General features: G+C 40.2%; 17 protein-coding genes and 1 riboswitch. Of the genes, 5 read left to right on the top strand and 12 right to left on the bottom strand.

What is annotated here, in order from left to right; all coding sequences use genetic code 11:
* Positions 1–28: 28 nt before the first annotated feature.
* Together QUF49_RS05150 and QUF49_RS05145 are read right to left on the bottom strand one after the other, a co-directional pair.
* Positions 29–385 (bottom strand): HesB/IscA family protein, encoded by a 357-nt coding sequence (locus QUF49_RS05150; RefSeq protein WP_289494662.1) that lies wholly within the window; start codon positions 383–385, stop codon positions 29–31.
* Between the two features lie 79 nt (positions 386–464).
* Positions 465–644: an aspartyl-phosphate phosphatase Spo0E family protein gene (locus QUF49_RS05145; protein ID WP_289494661.1), complete on the bottom strand. Its 180-nt coding sequence runs from the start codon at positions 642–644 to the stop codon at positions 465–467.
* A gap of 317 nt (positions 645–961) precedes the next feature.
* On the opposite strand from QUF49_RS05145, the gene mqnE reads away from it, so the two are divergent.
* Positions 962–2,059, top strand: a complete 1,098-nt coding sequence (mqnE, locus tag QUF49_RS05140; protein ID WP_289494660.1) for an aminofutalosine synthase MqnE — start codon at positions 962–964, stop codon at positions 2,057–2,059.
* Between the two features lie 35 nt (positions 2,060–2,094).
* Here mqnE and dapF read toward each other — a convergent pair whose 3' ends face one another.
* Both dapF and QUF49_RS05130 read right to left on the bottom strand, forming a co-directional pair.
* Positions 2,095–2,958 (bottom strand): diaminopimelate epimerase, encoded by an 864-nt coding sequence (gene dapF, locus QUF49_RS05135; protein WP_289494659.1) that lies wholly within the window; start codon positions 2,956–2,958, stop codon positions 2,095–2,097.
* A gap of 18 nt (positions 2,959–2,976) precedes the next feature.
* A complete protein-coding gene (locus QUF49_RS05130) occupies positions 2,977–3,219 on the bottom strand; it encodes a hypothetical protein (RefSeq protein WP_289494658.1) in 243 nt (80 codons plus the stop codon).
* A gap of 99 nt (positions 3,220–3,318) precedes the next feature.
* Positions 3,319–3,501: riboswitch (FMN riboswitch) on the top strand.
* A gap of 192 nt (positions 3,502–3,693) precedes the next feature.
* On the opposite strand from QUF49_RS05130, the gene QUF49_RS05125 reads away from it, so the two are divergent.
* Positions 3,694–4,272, top strand: a complete 579-nt coding sequence (locus tag QUF49_RS05125) for an ECF transporter S component (RefSeq protein ID WP_289494657.1) — start codon at positions 3,694–3,696, stop codon at positions 4,270–4,272.
* Positions 4,273–4,587: 315 nt separating this feature from the next.
* Here QUF49_RS05125 and QUF49_RS05120 read toward each other — a convergent pair whose 3' ends face one another.
* Together QUF49_RS05120 and QUF49_RS05115 are read right to left on the bottom strand one after the other, a co-directional pair.
* Positions 4,588–5,802 carry a NupC/NupG family nucleoside CNT transporter gene (locus tag QUF49_RS05120; protein WP_289494656.1) on the bottom strand — a complete coding sequence of 405 codons (1,215 nt, stop codon included), beginning with the start codon at positions 5,800–5,802 and terminating at the stop codon, positions 4,588–4,590.
* Positions 5,803–6,013: 211 nt separating this feature from the next.
* Positions 6,014–6,250 (bottom strand): YuzB family protein, encoded by a 237-nt coding sequence (locus tag QUF49_RS05115; RefSeq protein ID WP_066238864.1) that lies wholly within the window; start codon positions 6,248–6,250, stop codon positions 6,014–6,016.
* Between the two features lie 237 nt (positions 6,251–6,487).
* On the opposite strand from QUF49_RS05115, the gene QUF49_RS05110 reads away from it, so the two are divergent.
* Positions 6,488–7,552 carry an NAD(P)/FAD-dependent oxidoreductase gene (locus QUF49_RS05110; protein ID WP_289494655.1) on the top strand — a complete coding sequence of 355 codons (1,065 nt, stop codon included), beginning with the start codon at positions 6,488–6,490 and terminating at the stop codon, positions 7,550–7,552.
* Positions 7,553–7,591: 39 nt separating this feature from the next.
* Here QUF49_RS05110 and QUF49_RS05105 read toward each other — a convergent pair whose 3' ends face one another.
* Positions 7,592–7,900, bottom strand: a complete 309-nt coding sequence (locus QUF49_RS05105) for an LSM domain-containing protein (RefSeq protein ID WP_289494654.1) — start codon at positions 7,898–7,900, stop codon at positions 7,592–7,594.
* Positions 7,901–7,988: 88 nt separating this feature from the next.
* Positions 7,989–8,312, bottom strand: a complete 324-nt coding sequence (locus QUF49_RS05100; protein ID WP_289494653.1) for a YuzD family protein — start codon at positions 8,310–8,312, stop codon at positions 7,989–7,991.
* Between the two features lie 158 nt (positions 8,313–8,470).
* On the opposite strand from QUF49_RS05100, the gene QUF49_RS05095 reads away from it, so the two are divergent.
* A complete protein-coding gene (locus QUF49_RS05095; protein WP_066238880.1) occupies positions 8,471–8,716 on the top strand; it encodes a NifU family protein in 246 nt (81 codons plus the stop codon).
* A gap of 185 nt (positions 8,717–8,901) precedes the next feature.
* Here QUF49_RS05095 and QUF49_RS05090 read toward each other — a convergent pair whose 3' ends face one another.
* The gene (locus QUF49_RS05090) at positions 8,902–9,039 is read right to left on the bottom strand and encodes a hypothetical protein (protein WP_289494652.1); all 138 of its coding nucleotides are present in this window, start codon (positions 9,037–9,039) and stop codon (positions 8,902–8,904) included.
* Positions 9,040–9,473: 434 nt separating this feature from the next.
* On the opposite strand from QUF49_RS05090, the gene QUF49_RS05085 reads away from it, so the two are divergent.
* Positions 9,474–9,629 carry a hypothetical protein gene (locus QUF49_RS05085; protein ID WP_289494651.1) on the top strand — a complete coding sequence of 52 codons (156 nt, stop codon included), beginning with the start codon at positions 9,474–9,476 and terminating at the stop codon, positions 9,627–9,629.
* Here the strand turns inward: QUF49_RS05085 and argF are convergent.
* Genes argF through QUF49_RS05070 form a run of 3 tightly spaced genes read right to left on the bottom strand, consistent with a single transcriptional unit; the run spans position 9,624 to position 14,708 of the window.
* Positions 9,624–10,571: an ornithine carbamoyltransferase gene (gene argF / locus QUF49_RS05080; RefSeq protein ID WP_289494650.1), complete on the bottom strand. Its 948-nt coding sequence runs from the start codon at positions 10,569–10,571 to the stop codon at positions 9,624–9,626. The two genes, QUF49_RS05085 and argF, sit on opposite strands and share 6 nt — an antisense overlap.
* Positions 10,571–13,663: a carbamoyl phosphate synthase large subunit gene (locus tag QUF49_RS05075; protein WP_289494649.1), complete on the bottom strand. Its 3,093-nt coding sequence runs from the start codon at positions 13,661–13,663 to the stop codon at positions 10,571–10,573. Before QUF49_RS05075 ends, argF begins: the two co-directional genes overlap by 1 nt.
* Entirely contained in the window at positions 13,656–14,708 is a 1,053-nt protein-coding gene (locus QUF49_RS05070) for a carbamoyl phosphate synthase small subunit (RefSeq protein WP_289494648.1), read from the bottom strand. The genes QUF49_RS05075 and QUF49_RS05070 overlap by 8 nt, the downstream gene beginning before the upstream one ends.
* Positions 14,709–14,748 lie beyond the last annotated feature (40 nt).

The raw sequence follows: 14,748 nt of genomic DNA, 5'->3' as shown, positions 1-14,748 counted from the left end.
GGGCAAGAGCTTTTAACATATTCTGCTATTAGCATTCTTCAGGTGTTCCAGCATTTGTTGCTGTTTTAAATGAAGATCCACAGCCGCACGATGCGATGGCATTCGGATTTGTAATCGTAAATCCTCCGCCCATCATGTTTTGCTTAAAGTCTATAACCGTTCCTTTTAAAACTTTAGCACTTTCTTCATCTACAACGACTTGTATTCCTTCAATATTCTCTTCGTGATCGGAGTCACTCTTATCACTATCAAAGCCCATTCCATAAGATAGACCTGTACATCCTCCGCCTTTTACAGCTACCCGCAGAAATTGATTTTTGTCCTCTTCGTCAGCTAGCATTTCTTTAATTCTGCTTGCCGCACTCTCTGTTATCTCAACGATCATTATTTTTCACTCCTTTAATAAGGATCTATAGGTATAGTATAACGGCTGCGAAAGCCTCTCTCAAGAAATCGGCTTTCGGTCAATTGCCTTTTTGCTGCATCTCCATAATTTTATTATGTGTCTCGTCAATTTTTCTACTATAATTTAAAACCATTGGATGATGTATTCCTAATGCATTTGCGGTCTGTATCATTTTATTTCGCAGAGTTTCTAATTGTTCAATTTTTTCTAATCTAGCGGTTGCTGATGTGGCTTTCATTTTCGTCACTCCACTCTTCGTTTTAAACATACGCCTTCCTTTTATTTTACATTTTCTTCAATTATTAGACAATCATCACTTTAATAAAAAAAACTATATTTTTCAAATTTCAAAGAATTTACCAAAAGCGGCTTCCCTTGTCGGAATGTTTGATTAGGATTATAATGATAATGCACTTAAAGCACATGTATTTAATTCTGATAATACATAGGTATTCGTATAAAATTGGTAAAGAGAGAGTGTCGATTTATACTCTTTTCTTTAAAAAATGTTTACATCATCCGAACATTTCATTAGAAAATTTAGGGGGATAAAAAATGGCAAATATATTGACTCTTGATACACGCATGGCTGCAATTGCTGAAAAAGTAACTCATGGCGAGCGTCTGTCAATTGAAGACGGTTTATACTTATATGAAACGAATGATCTTTTGAGCGTTGCATCGTTAGCGAATGAAGTGAATACCCGCAAGAATGGGGACCACGTTTATTTCATTGAAAATCTGTATATCAATCCGACAAACGTATGTGAAGCGACATGCAGCTTCTGTGGTTTTAAGCGCAAGCCTGGTGAAGAAGGCGCATATACCATGAACGATGAGCAGCTTTTAGATTATGTACAAAAACGCTGGAACGATAACATTCGTGAGTTTCATATTGTAGGCGGCCACAATCATGAAGTACCGTTTGATTATTATTTAGATACGATCCGTACGTTGAAAAAGCACTATCCACAAGTTACGATTAAAGCTTATACAGGGGCTGAGATCGAGTTCTTCTCCAGAATTTCTGGACTTTCGATGAAAGAAGTTTTAGAAGAGTTGATTAAAGCAGGCTTGGATACGATGCCAGGCGGCGGTGCCGAAATTCTTACAGAACGCTATCGCTTGAAGATGAGTCCTGATAAAGCTTCAACCGATCAGTGGTTAGAGGCACACGAAATTGCCCACGGATTAGGATTAAAAACTCATGCAACGATGTTATATGGATCGATTGAAACGAAAGAAGAACGTTTGATTCATATGGATCGCCTCCGTCAGCTGCAGGATGCTACGAATGGCTTCATGGTATTCATTCCACTTGCTATGCAGCCGCGTACCCAATCAATGGGGCTGATGAGAAGAACTTCTGCATTTGACGATATGAGAACAATCGCGATCAGCCGTTTGATGCTTGATAACTTTGATCACGTGAAAGCCTACTGGATTAACATAGGTGTTCAGCTTACTCAGATGGCATTAACATTTGGATCTAGTGATATTCACGGAACATTAATTGAAGAGCGCATCTCACACGCAGTTGGTGCACTAACATCATCAGGTATCACTCGAAAGGAACTTGTCCACTTAATCAAAACGGCAAACAAAGTTCCCGTTGAACGCGATACGTTTTATAACATTATTCAAAAATACTAAAAGTAAAGTGCAGGCATCGAAGCCTGCACTTTTGTTTATTTTATATGATATTCACCTGTACAGATTACTTCTGCTGGACCACTCATAAGCACATCACCGTTATCTTGCCAATTTATTATAAGATCTCCACCTGCTAAATGAACGGTAATATCCGTATTTCTTTCTGCTTTTTCATTTAGGACTGCTGCAACAGCTGCTGCACATGCCCCAGTACCACAAGCTTGAGTAATACCCGAACCTCTTTCCCAAACTCTAAAGTGCATTTCACTTTTTGATACCACCTCAACAAACTCTGCGTTCACCCAATCCGGAAACATTGGGTCTTTTTCAATTATTGGTCCAAGTGAATGCAATGGTGCTTTCTGAATGTTGTCCACAAAGAACACAGCATGCGGATTTCCCATTGATACTGCAGTCATATTTAAAGAGGTTCCATTAAAAGATACAGCCTCATTTATTACTTGATCAAGATTGTTAAAGCCATTCAATGGAATTTGTCGGGGTTGTAGGATCGGCTTCCCCATATTAACGGTAACGAACGATACTTTATTGTTGTGATCTGGTGTTACTTTTGCAGTTACTAATCCGCCAAGAGTTTCAATCTGAAATTCTGTTTCTTTCACTAGTGCGTGTTCGTACGCATATTTAGCTACGCAGCGAAGTCCATTGCCACAGTTCTTAGCTTCCGATCCATCGTTGTTAAAAATCCGCATCTTAACGGGTGCCAAATCACTTGGACAGATTAAGATCATACCGTCTGACCCAATTCCAGTGTAGGGATTTGAAACAGCTACTGCTAGTTGAGGCATGTCAGCTTCAGCGATTGTTTCTTCAAACATATTGACGTAAATATAATTATTGCCTAGTCCATGCATCTTCGTGAATTTCAAAGTATCCATAATCTATAACCCTGCTCCTTAAGATTGCCCTCTTAATTTTTCATCTGTATAAAAATAATCGTCATCCGCATTTAGAATAGTTATCTTGCCATGACAGCACGGCATGATTAAAATCTGTTTAATCGCTTCTTTTGCAAGATTCATCTGATCCTCTTTAAAAGAAGTTAACACATTATCTTGTTTACAGAACGGACACTCCGAAATATAGATATCATTCATCATTCTTTCATACGGCCATGTATATTCAAAGGTTAATTTCATGTGAGTTCATCCTCTATTTGGAAGGTATGGTTGTAGCATATTCGTTCACAACTTACATTTTTTAAAGTATAATAGGTGATGTAACAAAATACAATAGCGATCCATCTTCGGGGCAGGGTGAAATTCCCGACCGGCGGTAATTGAAGATTCCCTCTTCATCAGCCCGTGAGCGATTTGGAAATGCCGAAACAACTGTTTTGGCTAAAGACTTCGATGTCACCATTTTGCTGATCTGGTGTAACTCCAGAGCCGACAGTATAGTCTGGATGGGAGAAGATGTTGGTACAGCGGTTCATTTAAATGAGCCTTTGTTTAAGTGCGCATTTTACCATTTATGTAAATGCTTCTTCTACATGCTGTTTATCAGACAACCTCCCTTAGTCCGTTCTTTTTGACTAAGGTTTTTTTGTATGAAACAGGCTGTGCTGCATTCGAAATCATGAGATGGCGCAACACAAAAGAGGAGAGATTTCAATGCAAAAGGGAAAAATCAAACAAATGGTAGCGGTATCGATGCTCAGTACGATTGCATATGTACTGATGATGCTCGACTTTCCGTTTCCAGGGCTGCCTCCATTTCTAAAAATTGATTTTAGTGAGGTGCCTGCACTGCTAGCTGCCATCATATTCGGACCAGCAGCAGGAATAATGGTTGAAGCAATTAAAAATGTACTTCATTACGGAATTGTTGGAAGTTTTACAGGTGTACCCGTTGGTCAATTAGCAAACTTTGTCGCCGGGATCCTTTTCATTCTTCCAGTATCCTACCTATTCCGCAAAAAGCATACGGTTAAACGTCTTTCAACTGGCTTAATTCTAGGAACAGTTTTGATGACTTTTATGATGGGATTACTGAACTATCTGATCATCTTGCCAGCATATACATGGTTCCTAGGTGCTGACCCTATGTCTAGCCAAATGATGATGGATCTTATTCTAAAAGGGATTACACCATTTAACTTAATAAAAGGAACGATTATTACTTTGCTGTTCTTAGCACTATATAATCGAATGCAGCCATGGGTAATGAAACAGATTGCTCAGCAGGCTTAAATAGATGAAATAAACCGCAGCGGGAGATTCCCGTTGCGGTTTTTTTAGTGTTCGTTCGAGCTTCAGAAATACGAAATTGAGTCGATTCGCGGAAATATCATGAAATCTCGCGGGATTATGGGTTAAACTCGCGGGATAACTTTTAATTCTCGCGGGATTATTTCTGATTCTCGCGGGATTATCACTACACGACTAATTCGATTGCTCTAATCACCAGACAAAAAGGCAATACAGTCTCACTTTTGCGCATTTTTTAGTAAACACGCAACAAAAAGATGCCCAAGCCTGCGCTTGAGCATCTTATCAAAACCATTATTAAAGAATAAACATACCTGCGATCGCACCGCTTAGTAAGTTAGCAATTGTAGCTGCGATAACAGCACGCATTCCAAGTCTTGCGATGTCTGGACGACGGCTTGGCGCCATAGCTCCAAGACCACCTAAAAGGATTGCGATCGAAGAAAGGTTCGCGAAACCACAAAGTGCGAAACTTACAACCGCTACCGTTTTTGGCATTAAGTCAGGAATTTGAGGTGCAAATGAAGAATAAGCAACAAACTCATTCAATACAATTTTTTGACCGATAAAAGTACCGGCTTTAACTGCTTCTTCCCAAGGTACACCAATTACGAATGCAATTGGAGCAAATAGATAGCCCAAGATTTGCTGAAGTGTGATCTCATAGCCAAACCAGCCACCGATACCGCCAAGGATACCGTTAACTAGTGCGATAAGTGCGATGAAAGCAAGTAGCATTGCCCCTACGTTTAGTGCAATTTGAAGTCCATCTCCAGCACCTTTTGCTGCAGCGTCGATTACGTTTACTGTATCTTTGTCACGCTCTAATTTGATCTCACCCATTGTTTCAGGCTCTTCTGTTTCAGGAACAATGATTTTCGCAATCGCAAGTCCTGCAGGAGCACACATAAAGCTAGCTGCGATCAAGTACTCTAAAGGTACACCTAATAGGTAGTAACCAATTAGTACAGAACCTGCTACCGATGCAAGTCCACCGACCATTACTGCGAAAAGCTCTGATTGTGTTAAACGATTCATATATGGACGAATTACAAGAGGTGCTTCAGTTTGACCTAAGAAAATGTTTGCTGTAGCACTCATAGATTCAGCTTTACTTGTTTTTAATAGCTTGGATAGAGCTCCACCCAAAATTCTTACAACCCATTGCATGATACCTAGATAGTAAAGAACTGAGATTAAAGAAGAAAAGAAAATGATTACTGTTAAAACTTGAAATGCAAAAATAAATCCTTTTCCTTCTGCTGGAATCATACTTCCAAACAAGAAAGTAATTCCTTCGTTCGCATAAGCAACAACGTTAGAAACTTTTTCAGAAACACCTTGCAAAGCTTTCTTACCTGCATCCCATTTTAATACGATTAATGCGAAGGCAACTTGAATCGCAAGAGCGCCTAGTACTGTTCGCCAGTTAATCGCTTTCTTATTTTGAGAAAGCAAGAATGCGATTACAAGAAGAACCAGCATACCGCCTAATCCCCATAAAATTTGCATAATTACACCCCTTTTGTAATTTAGAAGAAAACGCTTTCTTTTTTTACACGTTAGTTGTCAGACATCAAATGACTGACCCTTTTCTAATGTAACAAATTTCGACAAAAATGCAATCGTTTTTTAATAAATTTCATGCTAGATATTTTTCCCAATGAAACGTTCCTTATCCAAATAAAAAGACAGCTATCTCTTTTTTAGGAGAAGCTGCCTTTTAGAACATTTCATTTTCTTCTATATGATTGTAGATGTTTTTAACAAGTTCATCTGATGTTTCTCCGTGCACGATATCTCCGTTCACGAGAGCAAAAAGCGATTTGGCACAGTGTCCGCAGTAGCCTAGACATCCATACTCAATTACATCAAGATCATAGTCTTTCTCGAGTTCTTCGAGCGCTTTTTGTGCACCGCTTGCTAAATTACTTACACAAAACTCTATAATCGGTCTCATTTATTCTTTCACCTCTTGATGAATTCATCCTAACTCTTTCTTGTGAGCTAGTCAATGTAAACACTCATTCTTCCTGTGTTTTTTCCATAAAAGAGTTGTGAATTTGTTGCAAAGTGCTATACTTAAACATGTCAAAAACGTGAAATCGTTTACTTATTTCAAGTTACGGATATTTACTTATATAAAGCAATACAAAAACAGATACGAATTGTCTTGATAGAAAAGGGGAAATGACAAATGAAACACCTCGTTTTACTTGGCGGAGGATATGGAAATATGCGTGTTTTGAAGAGACTTCTTAATTCCTCAGACCTCCCTGAAGATATTCAGCTTACGCTTATTGACCGTGTACCTTATCATTGTTTGAAAACCGAATATTATGCGCTGGCTGCAGGAACCATTTCAGATCATCATGTTCGCGTAACGTTCCCTGATCACCCACGCTTAAACATTAAATACGGTGAAGTTACAGAAATTGATGTTAAAGAAAAGAAAGTACTGTTAAAAGATCAAGATGCGGTTTCGTATGATGATTTAGTAATTGGCCTTGGCTGTGAGGACAAGTATCATAATGTTCCAGGTGCAGACCAATATACACTAAGCATTCAGACAATCGATAAATCGCGTCATACTTATCAAGTACTGAACAACTTGCATGCAAACGCGGTTGTTGCCGTTGTTGGTGCAGGCCTTTCAGGTGTTGAACTTGCATCCGAGCTTCGTGAAAGCCGCCCGGATCTGACGATTAAGCTTTTCGATCGTGGTGACATGATACTATCTGCGTATAAGAAGAGATTAAGCAATTATGTACAAAATTGGTTCGTTGAACATGGGGTTGAAGTCATTAACAACTCTAATGTTACAAAAGTAGAACAAGGCGCATTGTATAATCACGATGAGAAAGTTGAATGCGATGCTATCGTTTGGACTGCGGGTATTCAGCCTAGCCGGATCGTACGTGATTTGGATGTTGAAAAAGATAGTCAAGGACGAGTGGTTCTAAGTGAGCATCATCACCTTCCTTCTGACGAACATGTCTATGTAGTAGGAGATTGCGCAAGTCTTCCTTACGCACCTAGCGCACAGCTCGCAGAGGAACAAGCTGAGCAAATCTCACAAGTTCTATTAGCCCGTTGGAACGAACAGCCACTGCCAGAGATGAACGAGATTAAATTAAAAGGTGTTATGGGATCACTTGGTAAGAAGAGTGGTTTCGGTACGATGGGAAGCACAGCTCTTATCGGACGAGTACCTCGTTTATTAAAATCAGGAATCCTCTGGTTGTATAAATATCAAGTATAAGAAAAGGCCCATGCAAACAGCATGGGCCCTTTCTTGTTTTTACCACCAATATGGGCGGAATCGACGAATTCGGTAGAAAGGAAAACCGAAAACTCCGAAACCAGGAAAAAACGGCCCAACAAAAATAATACGGCTATTTCGCTCTGCCGTCTCACCTGGCATAACCATATACATGTTATCCTGATCGAAGCTGTGCAGCTGACCATGATATACATTTCCATCATTCATTTCGATCGTGACGTTCTGACCCATATACTTGAGACAAAGATCATGATAATGATGGTGATGGTGACCTGCAAATGTGGATGACTCATCTTTATGACTTTTACCTTTTAAAGGGTTTAACAATACGATTTGCCTCCTTTTTTTCCATACATCATATTCTCTTAAGGAAGGCAAAGCATGTGTACAAACCCAATATAGAAAAAATAGGCGCTTAACTTACAGCGCCGTAACCGTTTTGTTCAATTATGCTATAGATCGTCTTTAGATTGGGATTTCCTTCAGCAACCACTTCTCCGTCAATCACAACAACAGGATAAAACAGGTCTTCTTCATATATTCTTTCTGAAAATGCCTGATCGATCTCGTTTTCAGGCTTCTCCATATCAATATAAAGAACCGTAAACAGTAAGTTCTGAAACTTTCTTGAGATTGCCGCTTCTAGCCATTCAGCCGTTTCTTTAGCTGATGGAAGATGAACACAGCTGGCACATTTCTGTTCTGCGCCATATACTTTAATTATAAGTGAGTTACTCATGAAGAATCACCTCAATGTATGCGCTTATTTGCTTTCATCATACCTTATTTTGTATAAAAGAAAAAGGCACAAATATCATGATGCTTGCTCATGGATTTTTTATTCCATATCCCGTATACTAAGAGTAAGTTCTTTTTAAGAAAGGAGCCTTGATAGTTATGGCTGAAACTCAAAACTTAGAAATGCGTGAACAAGTTGAAGAAGTTCTTGATAAATTACGCCCGTTCCTTCTTCGTGACGGAGGAGACGTGGAATTAGTGGATATTGAAGAAGGTGTAGTAAAAGTACGCCTTATGGGTGCTTGCGGAAGCTGCCCAAGTTCTACAATTACACTAAAAGCTGGTATCGAACGTGCACTTCTTGAAGAAGTACCTGGTGTTGTTGAATTAGAACAAGTATTTTAATAAAGAAGCCGCTCTGGTAAAGAGCGGCTTTTTTTGTGAGATGTTTTTGGGGGATGTTTTTGCATAGCTATGATGCTATTGAAAGTAGTTGATTTCCGTTTCAGGTGCTCGCTTTCCGCGGGGCAGGCGGTGAGCCACATTCGGACGTTTCACTTTTAAGTGTCTCACCTGTCTAGTTGCAGTGGCTAGCCCCTCGAGGTCAAAAGGTGAACGGTCAAGAAGGCAAAATGCGCCTTCCTAGCCCATTCATCTTTTGCTTGTCGGGGCTGAACGAGCCACTTCCACTTTTCGAACTGCCCGCCTGTCCCGCAGGAGTCTCGCACCCTCCACTCCAATCAACTTTACAATGAAGTCTAAAAAATTCTTGAAAGCAAGACCACTGTCAAAGGGGAACTTTCTAGGTACGTTATTAAATAAAAACAAAGGGCTTTCCGTGCATTTTCATTTGAAGCCCTTGGTGGTTTCCTTGTCTTGCTTTACGAATTCCATACGAAAAAGTACTAAAAGAGATCAAACCACCTCGCCAATGCCTAGTGATTTGACCTTTTTTTGTTGTTTATTAAGCAAACATGTAGGGATTGGAGCGGAAGGGTGCTGACTCCTGCGGGACAAATAAGGACATTAAATATTGAAGTGACGTCACGACAAGCATGGGGGTGATCTGAACCCCATGAACCACCATTTGAAAGCTCTTTTCTACAGAGCGTTGCTTTTGTTTTTCTATTCTCATCATTTGCAAGTTGATTGTAGTGCAAAGTTGCGAGACTCCTACGGGACGAGCGGTCAGGTGGAGACTCCTAATGGCGCAAAGCGGCAGGAGGCTCACCGTACGCCCCGTGGAAAGCGAGCAACCTGGAGCGAAAAACAACTACTTTCAAGAGCAGCAATGAATACAATAACTTTTGAATTATGACATCAAATGAACTAGCAATGCTTTTTGTGCATGAAGTCGGTTCTCAGCTTCTGGGAAGACGACCGAATGATGACCATCAATAATTTCTGCTGTCACCTCTTCTTCACGATGTGCAGGCAAGCAATGCATGAAAATATAATCTTTTTTTGCATATGAAACAAGCTCAGCATTCACTTGATACTCTTTAAAATGATTCATACGTTCTTCTGCTTCAGCTTCCTGCCCCATACTCGCCCATACGTCTGTATAAACCACGTCACTGTCTTTGATACCCGTAACAGGATCATTTGTTATCTCTACGGTTGAACCGTTTTGTTTTGCGATCTCTTTAGCATAAGAGATGATGCTTTCCTTTGGTTCATAGTTTTTCGGTGCAATAATCGTACAATCCATCCCAACTTTGGCAGCACCGATCATCAACGAGTGCGCCATGTTATTGCCATCTCCAATATAGGCGAGCTTCTTCCCTTTAAAAGAACCTTTGTATTCAAGAATTGTTAACAAATCGGCAAGCACTTGGCATGGATGAAAATCGTCTGTAAGTCCGTTAATTACAGGGATTGAACCGTTATAAGCAAGCTCTTCAACGGTAGATTGATGAAATGTACGAATCATCAGTGCATCTAGATATCCTGACAATACTTTAGCTGTATCTGAAATCGATTCTCCTCTTCCCATCTGAATGTCACGAGTGGAAAGATGGATCGCATGACCGCCGAGCTGCAGCATGGCAGCTTCAAATGAAACACGGGTACGAGTGGATGACTTTTCAAAGATCATCCCTAAAATTTTACCTTTTAATAGTGGTGGTGCCGATGAACCTTGCTTCTTCAATTCTCGGGCCAGATTCAACAGATCGATAATTTCAGATGTAGAATAATCCATTAGCGTAAGAAAATCTTTTTTTGTTCGTGTTGTGCGAAGGGGGTGTACAATTGACATCAGATCAGCACTTCCTTTCTCGAATCGTTTACTGCATGCAGCGCACTATAATAAGCGTTTGATGTTTCTTTTCTAGTCAGAACGTGTAATCTTTCTAATACCGCACGTTTGGCATCCTGGCATTGACTATCATTTGAAAAGTTCATATAGACTGCTTTGTCCTCTGTTTTTAGCCACTCATCAAAAGATATTTCTTTTTGGTTTTTTATGTTATAGCCGAATTTTGACCATTTTTCAGCTTCCTCTTCCGCTAACTCTCCTTCTGCAAAAATGCTGCCCTTTGTATTCCAAAGATCGGCAAGCTGCAGGCTAGAACCTTTTAAGGCCTTAACTAAAGCTGAATCATACTCTGTATCTGTACCGATCACTTCTCCTGTTGAAAGCATCATCGGGCTTAAAACAGGTGAAACACCTGGGAGTTTAATCGTTGAAAAAACAGGTGCTTTCACTGTGATAAAAGGCTGCCCGTTATGCTCCGCTTCAAGGTTTAAAGAGCTTATAGATGCTCCAAGCAGTAATTGTGTTGCCTTTTGAAGCAGATTTACACCTGTAATCTTACTAATGATCGGTGCTGTTCGAGATGCTCTAGGATTAACCTCAATCACATATACCATTTCATCTTTAATTGCAAATTGAATATTGAATAGACCTTTGTAGTTCATATTCGCTGCTATTTTTTTTGACTGTGCTAAAATTTGCTTCGTAACACGCTCTGAAAGATTCTGTGGAGGGGTAACCGTTAAGCTGTCTCCTGAATGAACGCCAGTCCCTTCAATATGTTCAAAGATTCCTGGTACAAAGATGTCTGTACCATCAGTCAACACATCTACTTCTGCTTCTGTTCCTTCTAAAAAAGTATCAATTAGGACAGGAAAGCTTACGGGTTCACTTTCCAAAAAGCTTATCAACTCACTTTTAGAATAAAGAACTTTCATGCCACTTCCCCCGATTACATAGGATGGGCGAAGCAGTACTGGAAACCCTAACTTCTCAGCATAACTCTTTATTTCTGCTTCATTTTGAGCCGTGTATCCAGCCACTTTAGGGATGTGTATAGAGTCTAGGAATTCATAAAAACGGTCTCTATCCTCCATTTGATCAACCGTGTCTGCCGGACTTCCCAGTACCGAAAAGCCTGCATCTTCTAATTCCTTTGCCAAATTAATGGACGTTTGGCCGCCAAACTGCAGAATCACGTCAGAAATACCCTCAAACTGCAAAACATGATAAATGTCTTCAAAGGTTAATGGCTCAAAATATAGAGAGTCGGATACTTCGTAATCAGTACTGACCGTCTCAGGATTGTTGTTGATCAGAATAGCTTCATATCCATTAGCTTTTAGAGCAATCGCACTATGCACACAGCAATAGTCGAACTCAACACCTTGCCCGATGCGAATTGGACCTGATCCAATAATGGCCACTTTTTTCTTTTGTTCAGGAACCTTATCACTTTTTCCGCTCCAACTCGAATAAAAATAAGTCGTTTTTGCCTCGAATTCCGCTGCACACGTATCCACCATTTTGTACGTTGGAATGATGTCCCACTTCTCCCTCTTTTCACGTACTTCTGATTCTGTTACGGACCATATATCAGACAAATAGTGATCGGAAAAACCAAACTTTTTAGCTTGATGCAGCTGATTTTTATCCACGGTTTGCAAGTTCGTTTGTTGCAGGGCGTGGTCCATGGAAACCAACTCGTTAAAGATGGTTAAAAAATATGGTGTGATCTGTGTTAATTCATGAATTTTGTCTGTTGAAATTCCTCTTCGCAAAAGTTCCATTACAACAAAAAAGCGGCGGTCATCTGCAGCAACAACCAAATCAAGTAACGTCTCTTCATTCATAGCAGATAGTTCTTTTAAGTACATGCCGTTCGTTTTAAGCTCCAGAGACCTGATTGCTTTTTGAAACGCTGAAGCCATATTTCTCTCTAATGCCATTACTTCTCCCGTTGCTTTCATCTGTGTTCCAAGATTTCGGTCAGCATGATAAAACTTATCGAACGGCCATCTTGGCATCTTTACAGCAACATAATCCAATGCAGGTTCAAAACTCGCAAAAGTCGTTCCTGTTACAGGATTTTTTAGTTCATGAAGGTTATATCCAAGTGCTAGTTTTGCTGCTATTTTGGCGATCGGGTATCCTGTTGCTTTTGATGCAAGAGCGGAAGACCTGCTCACACGCGGGTTTACTTCAATCAAGTAATATTCAGATGTATGTGGATGAAGAGCAAACTGAATGTTGCATCCTCCCACTATTTCTAGCGCATTAATAATCGTTAAAGACGCTTTTCTTAAAGACTGATACTCATCATCTGTTAACGTTTGGCTTGGAGCAACAACAACCGAATCGCCTGTATGTACACCAACAGGATCAACGTTCTCCATATTGCAAACGGTAATACACGTTCCATTTTTATCGCGCATCACTTCATATTCGATCTCTTTGTAGCCGGCAATGCTTTTTTCAATTAAGCACTGGTTGATCGGACTGGCTGATAGACCTTGTTTAACAAGTGAGGTGAGCTTCTCTTTCGATGGTGCAATCCCTCCGCCAAATCCTCCAAGTGTATAAGCTGGCCGTACAATAACGGGATAGCCAGTGACTTCGGCAAATTCAATGGCTTCATGGGGAGATGTAACGATTTCACTTTCGGGCACAGGTTCTCCAAGCCTCTTCATCAATGAACGAAACTCATCTCGATCTTCTGCTTTTCGAATGGAGTGAATGTCTGTGCCTAAAAGTTTAACCCCATGTTTTTTTAGAATTCCTTTATCATGAAGCTCCATCGCTAAGTTAAGCCCTGTCTGACCGCCAACGGTTGCTAACAGTCCGTCAGGCTTCTCTTTTTGAATGATCTGTTCTGCGTATTCTGCCGTTAACGGCTCAAAGTAAATAACGTCTGCAAACGTGTTGTCTGTCATGATTGTTGCAGGATTATTGTTGATCAGAACAACCTCTATCCCTTCTTCTTTTAGCGCTTTGCACGCCTGGGTGCCGGAATAATCAAATTCAGCTGCCTGCCCGATTACGATTGGGCCAGATCCGATAACGAGTACTTTCTGAATGTCTTGATGTTTAGGCATAACTTCTCACCTTCTCTTTATGTTGTACTGTTTGAATGAAGTTTTGAAAGATTTCTTTATGTTCATTCGGACCAGGTGCTGCTTCTGGGTGGAATTGGACACTGGCAATGTTATATGTGCTATGCCACAACCCCTCAACACTCTGATCGTTCACATTTTCAAACCAAATAGTAAACCCTGTAGCTGCTAAACTCTCTTTTTTCACAACATAACTATGATTTTGAGAACTCATCGACACTTTTCCAGTCTTCAGGTTCATAACAGGATGATTCGCTCCGCGATGACCGAACTTCAGCTTTCGAGTTTCACCGCCAAATGCTAGCGCTAATATTTGATGTCCAAGACAGATGCCGAGCACGGGATAGCGTACGGCAATATTTTTATAACGATGAAAATAGTTTGAAAACTTCATAGGGTCACCTGAACCGTTTGAAAAAACGAAACCATCTGGTTTGAGTTTCTCAATGTCAGCTAAGCCTTGATCAAAAGGAACAACAGTAACGGTGCATCCCTCGTTTACGAGAGCGTCAACGATAGACTTTTTGAATCCAAAATCTATTAAAACGATATGCGTGTTTCCTGATCCTGCTTTTGTTATGGATGTTGCTGGCCAATATTCTCCTAGAGAAAAAGATTCTGGCTGTGTATTTGGCAGATGCATAACAGCAGGTAAAGACCCTTTATTTCTGATCTCTTGAATAAGAGACCTTGTATCCACATTTGTTAGGGCAGGAATATTGTGATTGTTGAGTAGGTCAATTATTGATTGGCGGCTGCCTTTTACATCGAATGAGAAACACTCTGCCATTACAACACCGGCTACTTGAATTTTTGAAGATTCCATACTTGCAGAATCAAAGCCATAGTTCCCAATAAAGGGATACGAAAAAACAACAATCTGCCCTTGGTAAGAAGGGTCTGTCAACACTTGTTCATACCCTGTCATTCCTGTATAAAATACAACTTCTCCTGAACCATAATGATGATTCCCAACCCAGTCACCTTCAAAAGAAATATCATTTGATAAAGTAATACAGCCTTTCATGATGAGTTCCACTCCTTGTATAAAACATATATTACATTGT

Source organism: Fictibacillus sp. b24 (assembly GCF_030348825.1).
Taxonomy (GTDB): domain Bacteria; phylum Bacillota; class Bacilli; order Bacillales; family Fictibacillaceae; genus Fictibacillus.
This window is presented reverse-complemented; position numbering and strand designations above follow the sequence as displayed.

Coding starts and splice junctions, on each gene's coding strand:
- QUF49_RS05150 (WP_289494662.1), bottom strand. CDS start 385: ATGATCGTTGAGATAACAGAGAGTGCGGCAAGCAGAATTAAAGAAATG.
- QUF49_RS05145 (WP_289494661.1), bottom strand. CDS start 644: ATGAAAGCCACATCAGCAACCGCTAGATTAGAAAAAATTGAACAATTA.
- mqnE (WP_289494660.1), top strand. CDS start 962: ATGGCAAATATATTGACTCTTGATACACGCATGGCTGCAATTGCTGAA.
- dapF (WP_289494659.1), bottom strand. CDS start 2,958: ATGGATACTTTGAAATTCACGAAGATGCATGGACTAGGCAATAATTAT.
- QUF49_RS05130 (WP_289494658.1), bottom strand. CDS start 3,219: ATGAAATTAACCTTTGAATATACATGGCCGTATGAAAGAATGATGAAT.
- QUF49_RS05125 (WP_289494657.1), top strand. CDS start 3,694: ATGCAAAAGGGAAAAATCAAACAAATGGTAGCGGTATCGATGCTCAGT.
- QUF49_RS05120 (WP_289494656.1), bottom strand. CDS start 5,802: ATGCAAATTTTATGGGGATTAGGCGGTATGCTGGTTCTTCTTGTAATC.
- QUF49_RS05115 (WP_066238864.1), bottom strand. CDS start 6,250: ATGAGACCGATTATAGAGTTTTGTGTAAGTAATTTAGCAAGCGGTGCA.
- QUF49_RS05110 (WP_289494655.1), top strand. CDS start 6,488: ATGAAACACCTCGTTTTACTTGGCGGAGGATATGGAAATATGCGTGTT.
- QUF49_RS05100 (WP_289494653.1), bottom strand. CDS start 8,312: ATGAGTAACTCACTTATAATTAAAGTATATGGCGCAGAACAGAAATGT.
- QUF49_RS05095 (WP_066238880.1), top strand. CDS start 8,471: ATGGCTGAAACTCAAAACTTAGAAATGCGTGAACAAGTTGAAGAAGTT.
- argF (WP_289494650.1), bottom strand. CDS start 10,571: ATGTCAATTGTACACCCCCTTCGCACAACACGAACAAAAAAAGATTTT.
- QUF49_RS05075 (WP_289494649.1), bottom strand. CDS start 13,663: ATGCCTAAACATCAAGACATTCAGAAAGTACTCGTTATCGGATCTGGC.
- QUF49_RS05070 (WP_289494648.1), bottom strand. CDS start 14,708: ATGAAAGGCTGTATTACTTTATCAAATGATATTTCTTTTGAAGGTGAC.